Genomic DNA, 20,104 nt, shown 5'->3' with positions numbered 1-20,104 from the left:
CTCAAGCAATAGAAGTATTAATTCTGAATGGTCTTTATAGTCAATCACTCCTTTCTTTCACGGATGGATATTTTGAAGACGAATACCTAACCACCAAGATAGATATTGCTAGTAATAGCACACCGCCACAAACGTACAAAATCCCCATATCTGGTGCGTTATGATGCGAAACATCACTAATCAATAAGCGAATAAGTGCGGTCACACCAATATAGAGAAGAAAACGAAGGGGCATATGATTAGTTTTAAAATAAATTCCTGCCATCGCTAACAGCTCTAAATAGATGAACAGCAGTAAAATATCATCAACCGTTATTTTTGGTTGTTGAAGCATTCCTAAAAATGTAGAAACTCCTGCATAAACTGTCACTACACCGATGCCGAAAAGCGCAAGGTAGTGAAACGTTTCTACGAATAAATTGCCAATCGAATCAGCACCACCATGCAGCTTTTCGCGCAGGCTTTCAGCCCATTTCACTTCTTGCGTCATCTTAACCACCATTTTTCAAAAATTTGGCAAACCAAGCCAACCACCCGGCGCATCAGAAACGGCTCATGCTCGCCATGGCTCAACATCTATTTGGTAGCCACGACGAGGAATGTTAGTAACGTATACCTTCGTCTTGAAGTAGATCCCGACCATCGCGCCCAGTTCGAGGTAGATGAACAGCAGCAGGATGTCATCGACCGTGATATGCCCCTTGTCGAGCATGCCGATAAAAGCCACTACCGCGGCCCAGGCCGTGACTGCGCCAATGGCAAACAACGCCAGGTAATGGAAGGTCTCCACCAGCAGGTTGCCTAACGATTCAGCCAAGTCATGCATGTGTTCGCGCAGGCTCTCGGCCCAATTCATTTTCACCTGTTGATCTCCCCGGATAGCGTCGAGCGGCGATGATACAGCGCCACCATGACATTCAGGTATGCAGGAACAAGACCAGCAAGCCGCAACCCGCCAGCACACCACTCGCCACCGGATCACTTACTCATGGGTAACTAGGCGACAGGGTCGTCCCAATCATTCCATGTGGCGGCCGGCATTCGATTACTTTCCAACGCCATGACACAGTTGCTGCTGTTCAAATGGCTTAGAATTCTTTATGCTCGCAACCACTGTATAAATAAACAGTTTTCTTGCAACCCTATCAGCGTGAAGGCGTAGAGGTGATGAATGGCCGTCGAAGTGGTGTACCGCAGCAGCCGGGATCTGGAGCGTTTATTCATGGATAAAGCCGAAGCAGACCGTCATGACAAGATGCTTGAACTGGCCGAGTTGCTCACCGACGTATTGCAAAAGGCCGTGCCTTCGCTGAACGAGCAGCAAGGTGAGGAGCTGGGCATCTTCATGGCGAAGAACCGCGATATCTTCGCCAAGGCCTTCAAGAACCAGCCCGATGCACTGAGCGAACTGGGCCAAGCCGCGGCCGAATAACTACGGCTGTCGTAGGCGCGAGGGCGACGCCAAGGCCCATGCCCGCAAAGCGCTTATATTCCCAAGCAGCGCGGGCAAGGCCCTCTCGACCGATGGGGCGCACTGCGTAGGAAGGGGAGCCCATTTCATTGGGTTAGCGTCTGGCGTTCCGCCAAGTTCCGCCGCACCTTGCCAGGCAGCGCTCGCGGTTGCGCAATAGCCGTTTAACCCATATGCACATAGGTGCCCGGCGCGGCGTGCAACGGCGGGTACTCCCGGTTGCCCAGGACCATCAGGGTTTCGCGTTGTGCGCCGGAGCCTGCCTGAATCCATTCCAGCCATTGCGGCCACCTGCTGCCCTCGTGCTTCTGCGCCTCGCTGTACCAGGCGTGCGGGTCGGCGCTCAGGGTGCGTGTTGCCTATAGGTAGCCGTGGGGTTGCCCGGCCAGTTGAGGGTGGCCTGGATAGGCTCGCGGTTGTTCAGCCCGTCGTCGAACAGGTGGCCGCTGCCCTTGAGCAGACTGTTGGGCGGCGCCAGGGCATCGCCGAGCGGAGCCTGAAGAGCGCTTGGCGACCCGCTCGAGCGCTGGCTCGCCAAAGCTTCGTCAGCCCATTGCCACTGCGCCGGCGTGGGCGCAGATCCAGGCCAGCCCGGCACCGGCAACCTTGTCATTTAGCGGGGCTTCGGGCAGGGTCATGACACCAGTAACCTTGCTCCTGGAGTCACTCATGTCAGCCCTGTACCCAAGTGTCGATCCCGATGGCCTGGTCGAATATTCAGTCGTCTACACCGACCGTTCCCTCAACCATATGTCGCAGTCGTTCCAGCGCGTGATGAACGACATATCCAGCACCCTGAAACAGGTCTACAACGCCCACGCCGTGGCGATAGTGCCCGGCAGCGGCACCTTCGGCATGGAAGCGGTGGCCCGGCAGCTGGCGACCGGCAGGAAGTGCCTGGTGCTCCGCAACGGCTGGTTCAGCTACCGCTGGACGCAGATCTTCGACGCCGGCCAGATCCCGGCATCATCCCAGGTGCTGAAAGCCCGCCCAATCGAAGCCGGCCGCCAAGCCGCCTTCGCCCCGCCACCGCTCGACGAGGTGCTGGCGAGCATTCGCGCGGAAAAGCCGCACCTGGTGTTCGCCGCCCATGTCGAAACCGCCTCGGGCATTCTGCTGCCTGACGACTACCTGCGCGCCGTCGCCGACGCCGTCCATGCGGTCGGCGGCCTGTTCGTGCTCGACTGCATCGCCTCGGGCACGCTCTGGGTCGACATGCAGGCCAGTGGTATCGATGTGCTGATCAGCGCACCGCAGAAAGGCTGGAGCGCGTCCCCCTGCTGCGCCCTGGTGATGCTCAGCCCACTGGCCTGCGCACGGGTCGACGAGACCCAAAGCAGCAGCTTCGCCTGCGACCTGAAAAAATGGCTGCAGATCATGCAGGCCTATGAACAGGGCGGCCATGCCTACCACGCGACCATGCCCTGCGATGCGCTGGCGCGCTTTCGCGATGTCATGCAGGAAACCGCAGGCTATGGCTTTGCCAAGGTTCGCGCCGAGCAGCAGGCGCTGGGCCAGCGGGTGCGCGCGCTGTTGGCCGCCAAGGGCTTCAAGAGTGTCGCCGCAGCAGGCTTCGAGGCCCCCGGCGTGGTGGTCTGCTACACCGACGACGAGCAGATCAAGAACGGCAAGAAGTTCGCCGCCTTGGGCCTGCAAGCCGCCGCCGGGGTGCCCCTGCAGTGTGATGAGCCGGCCGATTTCCAGACCTTCCGCATCGGTCTGTTCGGCCTGGAAAAGCTGAACAATATCGAGCGTACTGTCGAGATCCTCGAGCAGGCGCTGGACAAGATGCCGCGCTAAAGCGTGGGTCTAAGGGCTGTGCGGCCTGGATCAGCCCTCGACCTGTTCCAGTGCCTGCACCAGTGCCTTGAGAAAACGCGCGGCCTCGCCACCGGTGACCGCGCGATGATCGAAGGTCAGCGACAGCGGCAGGATCGGGTGCACCACTACCTTGCCGTCCACCGCCACGGGCTCGTCGCGGATACCGCCGGCGCCGATGATCGCCACCTGCGGCGGCATCACCACCGGGTTGGCGTAGCGGCCGAACAGGGTGCCGAAGTTGGACAGGGTGAGGGTTGCGCCCATCATTTCCTGCGGTGGAATCGAGCGCGTCTTGACGTCGGTGCGCAGACGCGCAATGCCTTCTTTCAAGTCTTCGCCAGTGCGTGCGCCGACATTGCGCAGCACCGGCACGAACAGACCGTCCGCGGTATCCACGGCAATGCCCAGGTCGAGTTGCGCGTGGCGCTTGAGCGACAGGCCCTTGCCATCGAACCAGCTGTTCAGCAGCGGCTCGACCTGGCAGGCGGCGGCGATGGCCTGGGCGATGCGCACCAGCGGATCGCGCGCCTGCGCCCAGCGATGCAGATCGGCGTCGCCGACAATGAACACCGGCACCACCTCGGCATGCGCACGCGCCATGTTGATCGCCATGCTGCGCCGCACCCCGCGCAGCTTGTCACCGCCGAACTTGTCGCGGGCGGACTGGGTCGCGGCTTCGACATCGCCACGGGTAATCAGGCCAGCGCTGCCGGAACCGACCAGGCCGCTCAGGTCGACCCCCAGTTGGCGCGCCAGTAAACGCACCGCCGGGGTCGCGCGCGGCGCCAGATGCTCGCGGGTCGAAGGCGCCGCGCCGACGCAGAAGCTGTCCGCCTGCGCCTCGCCACCGCCTTCCAGGCGGCCGACCACGGTGCCGGAATCGGCCTCACCCTCGTACGCCAGCAAGGGCTCGCCGACATGCAGGATGTCGCCCTCGGCGCCAAAGGTCTTCTGTACCACGCCGTCATAAGGCGCGGGAATATCGACGATGGCCTTGGCGGTTTCCACCGAGACCAGCAGCTGATCGGCCTTGACCTCCTCGCCGGCCTTGACGTGCCACTCGACGATCTCGGCTTCCTGCAGGCCTTCGCCGAGGTCGGGCAGTTTGAAATATTTCATCACCGCGTCTCCTTGGTCGGTAGGGCGGGTGCAACCCGCCACCCTCTCAGGGCGGGTTGCACCCGCCCGACGAAAAAGCTTCAGGCGTAGTCCAGCACCGCATCGCAGGCGGCGAGGATGTCCGCGACTCCAGGTATATACAGCTGCTCCAGGCGATACAGCGGCGGCGGGATATCCGGCGCGGTTACCCGCTGGATCGGTGCCTGCAAATCCAGCCAGGCGCGCTCGTACAGGCTGGCGGCGATCTCCGCGCCGACCGCGCAACTCTTCGGCGCCTCGTGCACGATCACGCAGCGTCCGGTCTTGCGCACCGAGGCTTCGAGGGTATCCAGATCCAGCGGTTTGACGCAGGCGACGTCGATCACCTCGGCGGACACCCCGCGTTCCTGCAGTTGCGCGGCGGCCTGCAGGGTCTCGTGGACACTGGCGCCCCAACTGATCAGAGTCAGGTCGCTGCCTTCGCGCAGGGTGAAACAGCTGTCCAGCGGCAGGCGCTTGCCGTCGTCATGCAGTACCTGCGGGTTCATCCGGTACAGCCGGGTGGGCTCGAGGAAGATCACCGGATCGGGATCGTCGATGGCCGCCAGCAGCAGGCCATAGGCGCGCGCCGGCGAGGACGGGATGACCACGCGCAGGCCGGGAATCTGGGCGAACAACGCCTCGGTGCTTTCACTGTGGTGTTCCGGCGCGCGGATACCGGCCCCCATCGGCGTGCGCAACACCATGGAGCAGCTCAAACGGCCGCGGGTGCGATTGCGCAGACGACTTGCATGCGACACCAACTGATCCAGCGCCGGGTAGATGAAGCCCATGAACTGGATTTCCAGCACCGGTTTCAACCCTTGCGCGGCCATGCCGACTGCCAGTCCGGCGATCATGGTCTCGGCCAGTGGCGTGTCGATCACCCGCTTGAAGCCGAAGGTGTCGCGCAGACCCGCGGTGGCGCGGAACACGCCGCCGTTGACGCCGACATCCTCGCCCAGCACCACCACATTCAGGTCCTCGTACATGGCCCGGTGCAGGGCCAGGTTGACCGCCTCCAGCAGGGTCAGCTTGACCTCACTCATGATTGGCCTCCTCACGCCGGGCGACGCGTTCCAGCAGCATGTCGCGCTGCTCGGCCAGGGCCGCCGGCCACTGCGCGTAGACGTAGTCGAACAGCGCGTCGGGCGGCTGCTTGCCGGCCTGTTCGAAGGCGTCCACCGCCTGCTGCACCAGGCCCTGACACTCGCCGATCAGCGCCTGCTCGCGGCTTTCATCCCACACGCCCTGGGCGGCGAGAAAAGCCTGCAGGCGCTTGACCGGCTCTTCCTGCCAGGCCTGTTTGACCTCCTCGGCACTGCGGTAGCGGGTGGCATCGTCGGCGGTGGTGTGGTCGCCGAGGCGGTAGCTGAGGCACTCCAGCAACACCGGCCCCTTGCCGTGCCGGGCACGCTCCAGGGCGATTTGCATGCGCTCATAAACGGCAATAATGTCGTTGCCGTCGACCTGCTCGCCAACAAAGCCGGCACCTATGGCCTTCTGCGCCAGGGTCGGCGCGCCGCACTGGATGCGCCGCGGCACCGAGATCGCCCACTGATTATTGTTGACCACGAAGACCACCGGCAATTGCCAGGCACCGGCGACGTTGAGCGCTTCGAGGAAGTCGCCCTTGCTAGTCGCGCCATCGCCGCAGGTGGTGACGGCGACCCGGTGCTCGCCGCGAATCTTCATGGCCGTGGCCACACCGCAGGCATGCAGGGCCTGGGTGGCGATCGGCACGCAGAGCGGGAAGTCCTGTGCCACCGCAGGGTCGACGTAGGCGCTGCCGCGCTCGTCGCCGCCCCAGTAGAGGAGGATTTCCTCCATTTTCACCCCGCGCATGACCTGCACCGCGGTGTCGCGGTAATAGGGCACCAGCACGTCCTCCGGTTTCATCAAGGCACCGATGGCCACGCCTATGGCCTCCTGGCCGATGGTCGGCGCGTAGGTGCCGATGCGCCCGGTGCGCTGCAGGGCCACGGCCTTCTGGTCGAACAATCGGGTCAGGACCATCTGCCGGTACAGGCGGATCAGCAAGTCGAAGTCGTCGGCCCACGCCGGCAAGGCGCCGAGCAGGCGACCCTGCGGATCGAGGTAGCGGGTATAGGGTATGTCGGGGTTGAGCGGGGTCATGGACGTTTCCTCGGCACCTTGTGAGTGTGCTTACAACGGCCGACGCTTGTGGCATCGGCTGAGGCTGGTCGGCGGCCAGGAGCAGCAAGAAAAGCAAGGTCAGCCGTACAGCAAACGCTCGGCCAGGGCATCGGCAACCCGCGCGGGTGAGCGCTTGTCGGCCTGGGCGTGGGCGTAGATCTCGGTCAGGCGCAGGCTGATCTGGCGCAAGTGCGTGGTGATCGCCGCCGGGCTCTCGCCGCGGTGCCTGAGGGCGACGTAGATCAGCCCGCCGGCATTGATCACGTAATCCGGCGCATAGAGAATCCCGCGCGCTTGCAGGATGTCGCCAATGTCGGCACTGGCCAGTTGGTTGTTAGCCGCACCGGCCACTGCCGAGCAACGCAACTGACCCGCTGTCTCGGCATTCAGCACGCCACCGAGGCCGCAGGGCGCGAGGATGTCGCAGGGCGTGGCGAGCAAGGCGTCGCTGGCCACCGGATGCGCGCCGAGTTGCTCCACCGCCAGTTGCACGCGGCCGCCATCCAGGTCGCTGACTAACAACTCGACACCGGCCGCGTGCAGCTGCTCGGCCAGTGCATAGCCAACATGGCCAAGCCCCTGAACGGCCACCCGCAGGCCCTCCAGGTCGTCGCTACCCAGGCGCGCCAACGCCGTGGCACGAATCCCGGCGAATAAGCCCATGGCGGTATGCGGCGAAGGATCGCCCTCGCTGGTAGTGCTGGTGACGTGCTGGGTGTGCTGGGCGATGCAGTCCATGTCGGCGCTGGAGGTGCCGCTGTCCATCGCGGTGATGTAGCGGCCATTGAGTGTCTCGATAAAGCGCCCGAACGCCTCGAACAGGGCGCCGCGGTTGTCGACATGCGCCGGGCGGATGATCACCGCCTTGCCACCACCCTGGTCGAGACCGGCCAGCGCGGCCTTGTAGCTCATGCCCTGGGCCAGGCGCAGCGCATCGCGGATCGCACTCTGCTCGTCGGGATAAGCCAGGTAGCGGCAGCCGCCCAGAGCAGGACCCAGACGCGTGTTGTGGATGGCGATAATCGCCTTGAGGCCCGTGACTGGATCCTGAGTGAGGTGCAAGGCCTCAAGTCGGGCGGCTTCCATCATGGCGAACATGCTGTGGCTCCCTTACTTCTGGTTACAGCCAGTATAGGTGCAGCCCCCGAAAACGCCCGGACAGGCCGGTATAACCACAGGCGTGAGTAAAGCCAGGCCGTACAAGCAGCAAACCCGGGCACAACACTGGACGCCGCCCCATCAAGGCGGTTACAACCGAGTCTTGCGCAGAGGTGATCATGAGCCCACGTCAGACCTGTCTTGCCTGCCTTGAGCGAGAGCCGCCCGCGCTTTTCGAGGCGGCGCTATGGATTGCTGCCGAACACGATCCGACCCTGCAACCGGCCGAGGTGCTGCGTGAGTTCAACACGCTGCAGCAGCAAATCAGCCTCGGCTTGCCCGCCTTGCCGCCTCAGGAGCTGGCACAACCGCTGCTGCGGCGCCTGAGCGAACTGGATTTTCGCGAAGACGACAGCCCGCCACGCCCGCAAGTCGCCTTGCTGCACAAGGTTATCCAGCGCCGCCGCGGCCAACCGCTGTCGCTGGCATTGATCGCCCTGGAACTGGCGCGGCGCCTGGATATCCCCCTGCAAGGGGTGAACTTCCCCGGACATTTCCTGCTGCGGGTAGCGGGGGCCGATCACCTGCTCGACCCCTGCGGCGGGCGGCGCCTGTATACCCGTGACTGTCGCCAGCTGCTGACCCGCTACCAGGGCGCCCAGGCCGAACTCAGCGCCAGTGACATGCGCGCCTGCGATGGCCGCAGCATGTTGCAACGGCTATCGCGCAACCTGCAGCACCTGCACCTGCTGGAAGAGGACTACCTCGCGGCATTGAAAGATGCCGAACGCGTGTTGCTACTGGGCACACCCACGGTTGCCGACCACCTGGCCCGTGCCGAACTGTATCAGCGCCTGGAGTGCCCCCAGGCCGAGCGCTTCGATGTGCAGCACGCGCTGCTGCTCTGTGACGACCCGGCGCAACGCATGCTACTCGTCGAGCGCCTGCACCAGCTCGCCACGCCGCCGGCGCTGCATTGATGCGCCCGGGCTGCGATCCGTTCGGAGCGTAGGGCGGCTTCGGAGCGCAGCGACAACCCGCCAGAATTTTCACCGCGCCGATCAACCACGGTGCACTGCCTGCGGCGAGTGCCACCCTACGGACTGCGGATTGTTGCAAATTCGGCGACTTGTCCGTAGGGCGGCTCGGGCGGCGATCCGTTCGGAGCGCAGCGACAGCCCGCCAGAATTTTCACCGCGCCGATCAACCACGGTGCACTGCCTGCGGCGAGTGGCGCCCGACGCTGTGACGGCGAGATATTCCCCGCCTTACAACAGCCCCAACGTCTTGGCCTGCGCCACTGCCTGGGTGCGCCGGGCGACGCCGAGTTTGCCGTTGATTCGCCGCGCATGGGTCTTCACCGTATGCAGGGAAATAAACAACTGTTCGGCGACTTCCTGATTGGACAGGCCTTGGGCGATCAGCTGTAGCACGGTCAGCTCGCGGCAGCTGAGGCAGGCATCTGCCGCCGGCACCTCGCCGGTTGCCGCCAGGGGTAGCTCGTCGGCGGCGAACCATACGCCCTGGTAGTTCAGACGCTGACGCAAGCTTTGCGCGGTCTGACGGGCCTGGTTCGCCGCCGGCATATCGGCGCAGGCACTGCAGGCCTCGGCATAGCTTGACCAGAGTTCACTGGCGAACGCCTGGCGATCCTCTCCCACGGCCTGGTCGAGCAACTGCTGCAGCGCCTCGCGGACATCTGCGCCACGCGCCAGATCGAGACACAGCAATAGATGTTCCAGGCGCAGGAACAGCTCGGGGAAATTTGGCGGCGGCACGCTGCTCTCTAGTCGGTGACCTAGCACTCGGGTCAAGGCTTCGCGAGCACGCTCGTGGTGCCCCTGATAGATCCACAGGCGACTGCTGGCCAACAACAGCACGCCGCGATACAGGCCGTCGCTAACCCGATGGCGCTGCATCCAGCGCTCGGCTTCGCCCAGGTGGGCGAAAGCGGCGGGAATATCACGCCGGCAGGTAGCCAGTTCGGCCAGGCCCAGATAGCCATGAAAGGCCCCCGGGTCGCCCTCGGCCAGCGCGCCCTCGAGCCCGGCCTGCAAGTGGCTCTCGGCTTGCCCGCTGCAACCCTGGCGCAATGCCAGGCGCCCCAGGCGTAGCAAAATCCGCCCGCGCACCGGAGTCCGGGGCAGCGACTGCGCGTCCATCTGTTCGAGTACCCGCTGCAACAGCGCCTCGGCGCGGGCGAATTCGCCGCGCGCCTCCAGCAGCAGCGCATGGTCAAGCTCCAGCAATGCCTCGAATACGGCACTACCGCAAAGCCGCGCCTGCTTTAGCACCTCGTAGCTGAGGTGTTGCGCTTGTTCCAGGTGACCTTCGCCAATGGCGATCTGGGTCAGCACCGAACGGCACAGCAGGGCCTGGGCCCAGGCGGCATCCGGTAATGCCGGCAGCGCCTCAAGCAAATGCGCGCGCGCCTCTGTCCCATTCCCACGACCATAGGCGGCAATCCCGCGGATCGCTTGCCACTGGGCAAACAGCTCAGTCAGGCGTTCGCCATCGGCTCGCGGCTGAAAGCGCGCCAGCTGATCGACGCTGACCTGCGCCTCCTTCGGCCGCCCGACCAGCAACAATGCCCAGGCGTTGAGCAGGATCAGTCGTGGCGTGCTGATCAACAGACTCTCGGGCAGCTCGTTGCGCCAATGCAGAATCAAAGCCAGGTCCTGGCCCTGGAGCAATTGTTCTTCAGTGAAGCGTTCGAGAAAACTGGCCGCGACTTCCGGCTGGCCGCCCTTGAGCGCATGCTCCACCGCCGCGCGCACTTCGCCGTGGGCGGCGAACCATTGACTGGCATGCAGGTGCAGGCTGGTGCAGGGTGCGGCCTTGGTCCGCTGCTGCAGCAGCTGGGCCAGCGGCGGGAAGACTTCAAGCCAGTCCGCCGCACCCTCCACTTCATTGATGAACAGGCCGCGGGCGCGCAACGCCTGCAACCAGGCCGCCCCCTCCCCCACGCCGAGCAAGTGTTCGCAGAGCGCCTCGTTGAAACGCGGAATCTGCGCCAACTGGCAGAGTGCGTGGCCCAATTCCGCAGGCAGGTCCTGCAGCACCTCATGCTCGATATAATCGCCCAGCAAGGCGTTATGTTCCTCACACAACAACGGCCCCGCTCCCTCGCGCTCGCCCTGGGCAGCCAGCAGGCGCAGGGCCGCCGGCCAGCCGCGGGTCAGGCCGAACAGGCTGTCCGCGCGGCTGGAGCGCAGCGTATCCACATCCTGCAACCAGGCGCCAACCTCGCCCGGAGTGAAGGCCAGATCCGCGCCGCCCAGTTCGAACAACTCGCCCTCCAGCAACAGCCGCGGAAAGTTGCATAGCGGCCGCCGCCGACTGCCAAGCCACCAGCAGAGGTTGGCCGGCGAAGCGCAGAGCAGACGATCGAGACAGGCATCGAGTTCGCCATCGGGCTCGCGCGGATAGTCGTTGAGCATGATCCACAGCGCGCGCTCCTCCTGCTGCACCGCCGCCAACAGTTCCGTTTCACTCAAGCTCGACGGATAGCCCAGGGTGACGGCCAGTAGTCGGCAGAACTGCGCAGGCGAGGCTAGCTGCCCTGCGCAGTTGAGCCACAGCGGCGAGTATTCGGATGGACATTCGCGGGCGCAGTCGGCGAGCAGCACCGACTTGCCGAACCCTGCCGGGGCGACCAGCAAACGCAAGCGACAGTCCTGGGCGAGCAAACGGCGCTGTAGCTGCTCACGCTGAACATGCCCTGGCGGTTGGCGCGGTAACAGGCCCCTGGCGCAGGATGACAATGCGATGGGCGGAGATGGCGCGTAGGCGTCATGACGGCTCGTATTGATTTTGTATGGGAGCAGTGCTCAGGAGACTAGACCCGAAGCCAGGCATGCAATAGCTGTATCAGCCTAGTTAATGTTCGGCGATAAAAAAAGGGCGGCCCGAAGGCCGCCCAATTATGCAGGAGCGATGACTCTGCCAGCCTTACCGCACGCCGGAGCTGCGCAGGGCTGCCGGGGTGTAGTCGGCGGCACTGGCCTCGAAACCGAACACGTAGGAAGACTTCTCCTCGTTCTTCATGCCCAGGGCCAGGTAGCGCCCAGCGACGACGTCGTACAGCGCCTCCAGGGTGTAAGCCGTCATCTTGTGGTTGTAGTAGCTCTGGGTATGCCCCTCGGCGACGCGCCACAACTGGCCGCGACCGTCGTAGTGGTCGACCAGGGCCAACTGCCAGCTGTCCTCGTCGAAGTACATATGGCGCTTGGCGTAGATATGCCGCTCGCCCGATTTCAGCGTGGCTTCCACTTCCCAGACCCGGTGCAGCTCGTAACGGGTCAGGTCCTGGTTGATATGCCCGGCCTTGATCACGTCGTCGTACTTCAGGCTGGGCGAATCCAGCTTGTAGCTGTTGTAGGGGATGTACATCTCCTTCTTGCCGACCAGTTTCCAGTCGTAACGATCCGGTGCCCCGGAGAACAGGTCGAAGTTGTCCGCGGTGCGCATGCCATCGGAGGCGGTACCCGGCCCGTCGTAGGCCACCTGCGGAGCGCGGCGCACGCGGCGCTGACCGGCGTTGTAGATCCAGGCCAGGCGCGGTTCCTTGACCTGATCGATGGTCTCATGCACCAGCAGCACGTTACCGGCCAGGCGCGAAGGTGCGGTCACCCGCTGCTTGAAGTAGAGCAGGATATTGCTCACCTTGACCGGGTCGACGTCGGGCATGTCGGCGGGGAAGGCGATTTCGTCCTCGAACTTGACCAGGCTGTAGGAACCATTGGTTTGTGGCGTGGCCTGGGTGATGTAGCGGCGGACGTTGCCGCCGCGGTAACGGGTGATGTGGTTCCACACCACCTCGACCCCGTTCTTCGGGATCGGGAAGGCGTAGTAGCGGCTGTCACTAAAGTTCTGCAGACCGTTACCACCGTCCACCGTAACGGTGTTGAGGGCGCTCTGCTTCGCCGCGGCATAGATCTCATCGGGCAGCGCAACACTGCGATGGGTCGGATAGACCGGGATCTTGTAGGTGTCGGCATAGCGCTTGAGCATCGCCATTTGCCCGGGGGACAGCTTGTCCTTGTACTGCTCGGCATTGGCGGCGGTGATGGTGAACAACGGCTGCTCGCTGGCGAACGGGTCAGCGAGGAAGCCCTTGCCGTCGACTGCGCCAGCGTTGGCTGGCAGGCCACCGGTCCAGGCCGGGATGCTGCCATCGGCGTTGCCGGCCATTTCCGCGCCAAGCGGCGTCAGACTGCTACCCAACTGGGCGGCCTCCTGCTCGGAGACCGCCGCCATCACGCTGCTGGCCAGCAAGGTCAGTGCCAGCGCTCCGGTTTGCAGGATTCTTGTAGTTTTCATCATGTACGGATCCTTTGCGCGTCGTTGATCAGAAGTTCATACCGAAACTCAGGGCCACGAAGTCACGGTCGGTGGTCGTGTTGTAGTCGCCACCGAAGAAATCGGTGTAGCTCAGGCTGGCGTTGTAAGTGTTCTGGTAATCGGCACTCAGACCGAGGCTGACGGCCTTGCTGCCTTCGTTGAAGTTGGGACCGTAACCATCGACGTCATGCGACCAGGAGACACTCGGGGTCAGGTTGATCCCGGCCACCACGTTGCTGTAGTCGGCACTGGCGCGCAGGCGGTAACCCCAGGAGCTGCTGGTATAGAAGCCATCGCCCTGGCACTCATCGGGATTGGCCGAGTTGAACGCAGCGCACACGCCCGGCGCGCTGAACTCACCCGCGCCGTAGATCGGATCACGACCGAAGCGCAGTTCGCCGACATCGTCGCTGATGCCGCTGATGTGGTTATAAGCGACCTCTCCGATCACGGTCAGGCGGCTGGCGCCAAGTACCCGGTCGAAGAACTGCAATGCGGTGACCTGCGCCTGGGTGAACGGCTTGCGCTCGTAGCCGTGGACATCACCAGCAGAAACGTTCTGCGAATTGCCGCTGGTAAATACTGGCGAAACAGGCAAACCGAGCGCAGCGAAGGACAGATCGGTGGAGTTGATCTGCATCGGCATATTCGGCCGGTAGCTGAGTTCACCGGACAATGCGGTGCCGCCGACATTGGTCTGGAAGCTCATGCCGTAGAGACGGATGTCTTCCGGGTACTCGATGAAGTAGCGGGCGTTCGACGAACCAGGGATGAAGGCCGGCGACGGGGTGGTGGTGCGGATGGTGCTGAATACCGGGCCGCGGCTATGGTAGTTCAGGGCATAAAGGCCGAACTCGGTGTTATTCAGCTGCTCGGCGAACCAGCGCAAGGCCAGACCGTACTGACCGCTGTCGCGGGCATCGCGGTCGCCGGCGCGCGGGATGTAGACGTTTTCGCCTGGCGCGAAGCTGTTGTTCGACTCCCCTGGCGGCAGATCGGGGCCGAACACCACCAGGCGATCATCGCAACCATCGGCGATCACATCGGCGGTGGAGAAGAAGGTGCCGCAGTTGTCTGCGACGGTCTGGTCCCACTCCAGCTGGTAGAAGGCCTCCATGCTGAGGCTGTCAGTCAGGCTCTGCGACAGGTAGAGCATGTTGACCGGGATCAAGCCTTCCTTGATCTCCGCGCCGGGACGACGGAAGGCGGCGGCATCAACCGGGTTGATCGAGTTGATCGAGTTCTGCACAAAGGTGCTCTCGCCCCAGCTGACCACCTGCTTACCGACCCGCACACTGCCCGGCAGATCGCCGATGCTGTAGTTGTGGTAGATGAACGCATCGAGAATCTGCGCGCCGGAAGACTGCGCCGCCTCTTTGCGATTGTGGTCCTGGATGTCATAGAACTGCCGGCTTTCGTCCTTGGTCTCGAAGTCGTACCAATACTTGCCACGGATAAACACCCCGGTGTCGCCGTACGTCACCTGGAGGTCATGAATACCCTTGAAGATCTTCGAAAAGGTTTCGCCTTTCTTGAAATTCAAGCGCCCGTCGTCAGAGGTCCGCGAGGAGGCCTTGCCGCCACTGGCGACCGAGACGAACTCCGGATCGGCAGCGCGCACGCCCCAGCTGGCACCGACCGACAGCGCGGAATCGAACTGCGCTTCGAGTTCGCCGACATTGAACGTGATCGCCTGGACCGGCGCGACACAGCCCAGAGCGACGGCAACTGCCAGTGCGCACGGCTGGAAGATTGCATGCCTTGTTTTTGTTGTCATGCGGCTCTCCTGGAAAGCATGGTTTCGTGTTGAGCCCCCAAGCTACCCAGCACCACCCGTGCGGATAAGCGCCCGAAAGAGGGATTTAGCCTGTCAACCGAAAGAGTGAATGCCGCTCTACTACGCCGCATGCCCGCCGCCCCATGAGCCGGCTCGATGGGCTGCCATAGCGCCGGTGAATGGCGCCCGCAACGGACGCGCCGGGACAAGGCTTCTTGCGCCGGCTAGGCTGGCGGCGCATGCACACCTGAGGAGAGACATGATGTCGCCACACCCGCCCATCAGCCTGTGGATGGATCAACTCGACCAGCCCCTGACGCCGCGCCCGGCGCTGCAGGGCCGCCTGGAGGTCGACGTGGCGATCATCGGCGCCGGTTACACCGGCTTGTGGACCGCCTACTACCTCAAACGCCAGGCGCCCGAACTGCGCATCGCCGTAGTCGAAGCCGAGTACGCCGGCTTTGGCGCCTCCGGGCGCAACGGCGGCTGGCTGATGGGCAACCTGCTCGGCGAGGATCGCCTGCTCGCCGGTTTGCCCGCCGAACAGCGGCGTGACGCCTTCGACCTGCTGCACGGCATCCCCGACGCCGTCGCCGAAGTGCTGCAACGCGAAGGCATCGCCTGTGACTACCGCAAGGGCGGTGTGCTCTATTGCGCGGCGCGTTACCCGGAGCAGGAACGTCGCCTGCGTTCCTGGCTCGACTCGCTGTACGACGAAGGCCTCAGCGCAGCCGACTACCGCTGGCTGACCCCGGACGAACTGAACCAACAGCTGCGCATCAACGGCCCGCTCGGCGCCATCCACAGCCCGCACTGCGCGACTATCCAGCCGGCCAGACTGGTGCGCGGCCTGGCCCAGGCGGTCGAACGCCTCGGCGTACAGCTGTTCGAGCAAAGCCGCGTGACGCATTGGCAGCCGGGCCTACTGCGCACCGCCCAGGGCGAACTGCACGCCGACTGGGTGGTGCCTGCGCTGGAAGGTTATGCCGCAGAATTGCCGCTGCTACGGCGCTATCAGCTGCCGGTGCAAAGCCTGTTACTGGCCACAGAACCGCTGTCTACCAGCCAGTGGGACGAGATCGGCCTCGATCGCGGCCAGGCCTTCAGCGAATTCAGCCGCCAGGTCACCTACGGCCAGCGCAGCGCCGACGACCGCCTGGTGTTCGGCGCCCGTGGCGGTTATCGCTTCGCCGGCAAGCTGCGCCAGGACTTCAACCTGAATGCCGAGGAAATCGGCCTGCGCCGCTACCTGTTCGGCGAGCTGTTCCCGCAGTTGCGCAACGTCGCGATCAGCCATGGCTGGGGCGGCAACCTCGGCATGGCGCGGCGCTTCCAGCCGCACATGCTGCTCGACCGCGCCAACCGCATCGCCCTCTCCGGCGGCTACGGCGGTGAAGGTGTCGGCGCCAGCAACCTTGGCGGACGCACCCTGGCCGACCTGATCCTCGGCCGCAGCAGCCAGTTGACCAGGCAACCCTGGGTGCTCGGCGAACGCCCCCTGTCAGCCCTCAAGGCCTGGGAGCCGGAACCCTGCCGCTGGCTCGGCTACACCGCCATCATGCGCAGCTTCGCCGCCGAAGACCGGGTGCTCGCCAACCCGCACAGCCCTGCCTGGCGCCGCGCCCTGGCCGCCAGACTGGCGAACTTGCTGGAAGGACTGATGCGCTGAGCGACCGCAGCTGTCCATGGCCGGCCAGGTAGAGGGGCGAGCCATCCGTAGCTAAATCAATACAGCGTAACGAAATCAGCACGCATACGACATGAACCTGCCAACCCGCGACATCAACGGCCTTGCCAGGGCGTTTTTTCACCCATCCGCCTCATTCGTATCGAATTCGCTACACAGGCTTTTCTCCCAGCCGTCGCCTATAAATCATAAGTTGTTGATTTAACTCATAAAAATAACAATGGCATCGCACTTGCTAAGGTCTCTACCCAAAGCGCTCGCTGCCTGGCACGAGCACCTTGATCATCGCCCAAACAAGAATCGGGCGAGTCTGACTACTTGAGGAATCCACATGAGCGAGTTGCGTTTTACTGTCGATCACGAATGGCTGCGTCAGGACGCCGATGGCCTGGTTACCGTTGGCATCACCGCTTATGCCCAAGAAGCACTGGGTGACGTGGTGTTCGTGCAGCTGCCGGACGCGCAGTCCTATGCCGAAGGCGCCGAAGTCGCCGTGCTCGAGTCGGTCAAAGCCGCCAGCACCATCGCCATGCCCCTTGCAGGCGAAATCGTCGAAGTGAACGCCGAGCTGGAAGCCAGCCCGGAGCTGGTCAACGAAGACTCGCAGGGCCAGGGCTGGTTCTTCCGCTTCCGTCCGGACAACGCCGGCGCCGTTGCCGAGTTGCTCGACCAAGCCGGCTACGACCGCCTGCTCAAAGCCAATGACGACGCCTGAGGTAGCTGGCATGACTGACGCAATCGACCTAAGTACCGCCAACGAATTCATCGCTCGCCACATCGGCCCGCGTGACGCCGACGTCGCCGCCATGCTCGATGTGCTCGGCTACGACTCGCTGGACACGCTGATCGCCAGCGTGATCCCCGAGAGCATCAAGGGCAGCAGCGTGCTCGAGCTGACCGATGGTTTGAGCGAGGCCGACGCCCTGGCCAAGATCAAGGCCATCGCGAGCCAGAACCAGCAATTCACCACTTACATCGGCCAGGGCTATCACGGCACCCACACGCCGTCGCCGATCCTGCGCAACCTGCTGGAAAACCCGGCCTGGTACACCGCCTACACCCCCTACCAGCCGGAAATTTCCCAGGGCCGCCTGGAAGCGCTGCTGAACTTCCAGACCCTGATCAGCGACCTGTCCGGCCTGCCGATCGCCAACGCGTCCATGCTCGACGAAGCCACCGCCGCCGCCGAGGCCATGACCTTCTGCAAGCGCCTGTCGAAGAACAAGGCCAGCAACGCCTTCTTCGCCTCGCAGCATTGCCACCCGCAGACCCTCGACGTGCTGCGCACCCGCGCCGAGCCCCTGGGCATCGAGGTAGTGGTCGGCGACGAGCGCACCATCACTGACGCCAGCGCCTACTTCGGCGCCCTGCTGCAGTACCCGGCGAGCAACGGCGACATCTTCGACTACCGCGAGCTGGTCGAGCGCTTCCACGCCGCCAAAGCCCTGGTGGCCGTGGCCGCCGATCTGCTGGCCCTGACCCTGCTCACCCCGCCGGGTGAGTTCGGCGCCGACGTAGCCCTGGGCAGCGCCCAGCGTTTCGGTGTGCCGCTGGGTTTCGGTGGCCCGCACGCCGCCTACTTCGCCACCCGCGATGCCTTCAAGCGCGACATGCCGGGCCGCCTGGTCGGCGTTTCGGTCGACCGTTTCGGCAAGCCGGCCCTGCGCCTGGCTATGCAGACCCGTGAGCAACACATCCGCCGCGAGAAGGCCACCAGCAACATCTGCACCGCCCAGGTGCTGCTGGCCAACATCGCCAGCATGTATGCCGTGTACCACGGTCCGCAGGGCCTGACCCGCATCGCCAAGCGCGTGCACCAGCTGACCGCGATCCTCGCCCAGGGCCTGACCCAGCTGGGCTACGGCGTCGAGCAGAGCAGCTTCTTCGACACCCTGACCCTGGCCACCGGCAGCAAAACCGCCGCGCTGCATGCCAAGGCCCGCGCCGCCGGGATCAACCTGCGCGAGATCGACGCCGAGCGCCTCGGCCTGTCCCTCGACGAGACCACCACCCCGGCCGGCGTCGCTGCGCTCTGGGCGGTATTCGCCGACGACCAGAACCTGCCGGTCTTCGCCGAGCTGGCGTCCAGTGTCACCGCGCGCCTGCCGCAAGGCCTGCTGCGTCAGTCGGCCATCCTCGCCCACCCGGTATTCAATCGCTATCACTCGGAAACCGAGCTGATGCGCTACCTGCGCAAGCTGGCCGACAAGGACCTGGCGCTGGATCGCAGCATGATTCCGCTGGGCTCCTGCACCATGAAGCTCAACGCCGCCAGCGAGATGATTCCGGTGACCTGGGGCGAGTTCGGCAACCTGCACCCCTTCGCCCCGGCCGAGCAGAGCCAGGGTTACACCCAGCTGACCACTGAGCTGGAGGCCATGCTCTGCGCCGCCACCGGCTACGACGGCATGTCGCTGCAGCCGAACGCCGGCTCCCAGGGCGAGTACGCCGGTCTGCTGGCGATCCGCGCCTATCACCGCAGCCGCGGCGACGAGCAGCGCGACATCTGCCTGATCCCGCAATCGGCCCACGGCACCAACCCGGCAACCGCCAGCATGGCCGGCATGCGCGTGGTGGTGACCAGCTGCGACAGCCTGGGCAACGTCGACATCGAAGACCTGCGCGCCAAGGCTATCGAGCACAAGGATCGTCTGGCCGCGCTGATGATCACCTACCCGTCCACCCACGGTGTGTTCGAGGAAGGCATCCGCGAGATCGCCCAGATCGTCCACGACAACGGCGGCCAGGTGTACATCGACGGCGCCAACATGAACGCCATGGTCGGCCTCTGCGCCCCGGGCCAGTTCGGCGGCGACGTCTCGCACCTGAACCTGCACAAGACCTTCTGCATCCCCCACGGTGGCGGCGGTCCGGGCGTCGGCCCGATCGGCGTCAAGGCGCACCTGATCCCCTTCCTGCCCGGCCACGCCAACATGGCACGCAAGGAAGGTGCGGTCAGCGCCGCACCGTTCGGCAGCGCCAGCATCCTGCCGATCACCTGGATGTACATCACCATGATGGGTGGCGAAGGCCTCAAGCGCGCCTCGCAGCTGGCGATTCTCAACGCCAACTACATCGCCCGCCGCCTGGAAGAGCACTACCCAGTGCTCTACACCGGCAGCAACAGCCTGGTGGCGCATGAGTGCATCTTGGATTTGCGTCCGCTCAAGGACATCAGCGGCATCAGCGTCGACGATGTGGCCAAGCGCCTGATCGACTTCGGCTTCCACGCCCCGACCATGTCCTTCCCGGTGGCCGGTACCCTGATGGTCGAGCCGACCGAGAGCGAAGCCAAGGAAGAGCTGGATCGTTTCTGCGACGCCATGATCGCCATCCGCGAGGAAATCCGTGCGGTGGAGCGTGGTGAGGTGACGGCCGACAGCAGCCCGCTGAAGAACGCGCCGCACACCGCGGCCGAGTTGGCCGGCGAGTGGACCCACAGCTACAGCCGCGAACAGGCGGTGTACCCGCTGGCCTCGCTGGTCGAAGCCAAGTACTGGCCGCCCGTCGGCCGGGTCGACAACGTGTTCGGCGACCGCAACCTGGTCTGCGCCTGCCCGTCAATCGAAGCCTATCAGGAGGCCTAAGCACTAACGCCCTCTCTCTCGCCGAG

Annotated in this window: 13 protein-coding genes and 3 pseudogenes; 6 read left to right on the top strand and 10 right to left on the bottom strand. The window is 64.1% G+C overall.

Annotation, left to right across the window (positions count from 1 at the left end):
• Positions 1 to 40: 40 nt before the first annotated feature.
• Together B2D37_RS00680 and B2D37_RS00675 are read right to left on the bottom strand one after the other, a co-directional pair.
• Positions 41 to 490 carry a phosphate-starvation-inducible protein PsiE gene (locus tag B2D37_RS00680; RefSeq protein WP_079200918.1) on the bottom strand — a complete coding sequence of 150 codons (450 nt, stop codon included), beginning with the start codon at positions 488 to 490 and terminating at the stop codon, positions 41 to 43.
• A gap of 129 nt (positions 491 to 619) precedes the next feature.
• Positions 620 to 862, bottom strand: a pseudogene (locus B2D37_RS00675) (phosphate-starvation-inducible PsiE family protein); the annotation flags it as partial.
• A 309-nt stretch (positions 863 to 1,171) separates the two neighbouring features.
• On the opposite strand from B2D37_RS00675, the gene B2D37_RS00670 reads away from it, so the two are divergent.
• Together B2D37_RS00670 and B2D37_RS00660 are read left to right on the top strand one after the other, a co-directional pair.
• Entirely contained in the window at positions 1,172 to 1,432 is a 261-nt protein-coding gene (locus tag B2D37_RS00670) for a YebG family protein (RefSeq protein ID WP_079200917.1), read from the top strand.
• A gap of 708 nt (positions 1,433 to 2,140) precedes the next feature.
• Positions 2,141 to 3,271 carry an aminotransferase class V-fold PLP-dependent enzyme gene (locus tag B2D37_RS00660; protein WP_079200915.1) on the top strand — a complete coding sequence of 377 codons (1,131 nt, stop codon included), beginning with the start codon at positions 2,141 to 2,143 and terminating at the stop codon, positions 3,269 to 3,271.
• Positions 3,272 to 3,301: 30 nt separating this feature from the next.
• Here the strand turns inward: B2D37_RS00660 and B2D37_RS00655 are convergent, their stop codons facing one another.
• The 4 genes from B2D37_RS00655 to B2D37_RS00640 form a co-directional block, all read right to left on the bottom strand.
• Positions 3,302 to 4,411 carry a dihydrolipoamide acetyltransferase family protein gene (locus tag B2D37_RS00655; RefSeq protein WP_079200914.1) on the bottom strand — a complete coding sequence of 370 codons (1,110 nt, stop codon included), beginning with the start codon at positions 4,409 to 4,411 and terminating at the stop codon, positions 3,302 to 3,304.
• Positions 4,412 to 4,491: 80 nt separating this feature from the next.
• Positions 4,492 to 5,478 (bottom strand): alpha-ketoacid dehydrogenase subunit beta, encoded by a 987-nt coding sequence (locus B2D37_RS00650; protein WP_079200913.1) that lies wholly within the window; start codon positions 5,476 to 5,478, stop codon positions 4,492 to 4,494.
• Complete coding sequence (gene pdhA, locus B2D37_RS00645) at positions 5,471 to 6,565, bottom strand: pyruvate dehydrogenase (acetyl-transferring) E1 component subunit alpha (protein ID WP_079200912.1); 1,095 nt, start codon at positions 6,563 to 6,565, stop codon at positions 5,471 to 5,473. Before pdhA ends, B2D37_RS00650 begins: the two co-directional genes overlap by 8 nt.
• Before the next feature lie 99 nt (positions 6,566 to 6,664).
• Entirely contained in the window at positions 6,665 to 7,684 is a 1,020-nt protein-coding gene (locus B2D37_RS00640; RefSeq protein WP_079200911.1) for a Glu/Leu/Phe/Val dehydrogenase, read from the bottom strand.
• Positions 7,685 to 7,863: 179 nt separating this feature from the next.
• On the opposite strand from B2D37_RS00640, the gene B2D37_RS00635 reads away from it, so the two are divergent.
• Positions 7,864 to 8,664, top strand: a complete 801-nt coding sequence (locus B2D37_RS00635) for a SirB1 family protein (RefSeq protein ID WP_079200910.1) — start codon at positions 7,864 to 7,866, stop codon at positions 8,662 to 8,664.
• A 288-nt stretch (positions 8,665 to 8,952) separates the two neighbouring features.
• On the opposite strand, the pseudogene B2D37_RS24010 reads toward B2D37_RS00635, so the two are convergent.
• The 4 genes and pseudogenes from B2D37_RS24010 to B2D37_RS00620 form a co-directional block, all read right to left on the bottom strand.
• Positions 8,953 to 9,144 (bottom strand): annotated as a pseudogene (locus tag B2D37_RS24010) (response regulator transcription factor); the annotation flags it as partial.
• Positions 9,145 to 9,333: 189 nt separating this feature from the next.
• Positions 9,334 to 11,124: pseudogene (locus B2D37_RS23270) on the bottom strand (helix-turn-helix transcriptional regulator); the annotation flags it as partial.
• Between the two features lie 511 nt (positions 11,125 to 11,635).
• Positions 11,636 to 13,006, bottom strand: coding sequence for a DUF1329 domain-containing protein (locus B2D37_RS00625; RefSeq protein ID WP_177345167.1), 1,371 nt, complete (start codon positions 13,004 to 13,006; stop codon positions 11,636 to 11,638).
• A 28-nt stretch (positions 13,007 to 13,034) separates the two neighbouring features.
• Entirely contained in the window at positions 13,035 to 14,804 is a 1,770-nt protein-coding gene (locus B2D37_RS00620) for a DUF1302 domain-containing protein (RefSeq protein ID WP_079200907.1), read from the bottom strand.
• A 262-nt stretch (positions 14,805 to 15,066) separates the two neighbouring features.
• Here B2D37_RS00620 and B2D37_RS00615 point away from each other — a divergent pair, with 262 nt between their 5' ends.
• The 3 genes from B2D37_RS00615 (at position 15,067) to gcvP (ending at position 20,078) form a co-directional block, all read left to right on the top strand.
• Positions 15,067 to 16,473: an FAD-binding oxidoreductase gene (locus B2D37_RS00615; RefSeq protein WP_079200906.1), complete on the top strand. Its 1,407-nt coding sequence runs from the start codon at positions 15,067 to 15,069 to the stop codon at positions 16,471 to 16,473.
• Positions 16,474 to 16,822: 349 nt separating this feature from the next.
• Entirely contained in the window at positions 16,823 to 17,206 is a 384-nt protein-coding gene (gcvH, locus tag B2D37_RS00610) for a glycine cleavage system protein GcvH (protein WP_079200905.1), read from the top strand.
• 10 nt (positions 17,207 to 17,216) lie between these two features.
• Entirely contained in the window at positions 17,217 to 20,078 is a 2,862-nt protein-coding gene (gene gcvP / locus B2D37_RS00605) for an aminomethyl-transferring glycine dehydrogenase (protein WP_079200904.1), read from the top strand.
• The last annotated feature ends 26 nt before the right edge of the window (positions 20,079 to 20,104 follow it).

It is taken from the genome of Pseudomonas sp. CC6-YY-74 (assembly GCF_002025205.1).
Classification (GTDB): Bacteria; Pseudomonadota; Gammaproteobacteria; order Pseudomonadales; family Pseudomonadaceae; genus Aquipseudomonas; species Aquipseudomonas paeninsulae.
The sequence above is the reverse complement of the archived record's forward strand: the minus strand, read 5'-3'. Positions and strand labels throughout refer to the sequence as shown.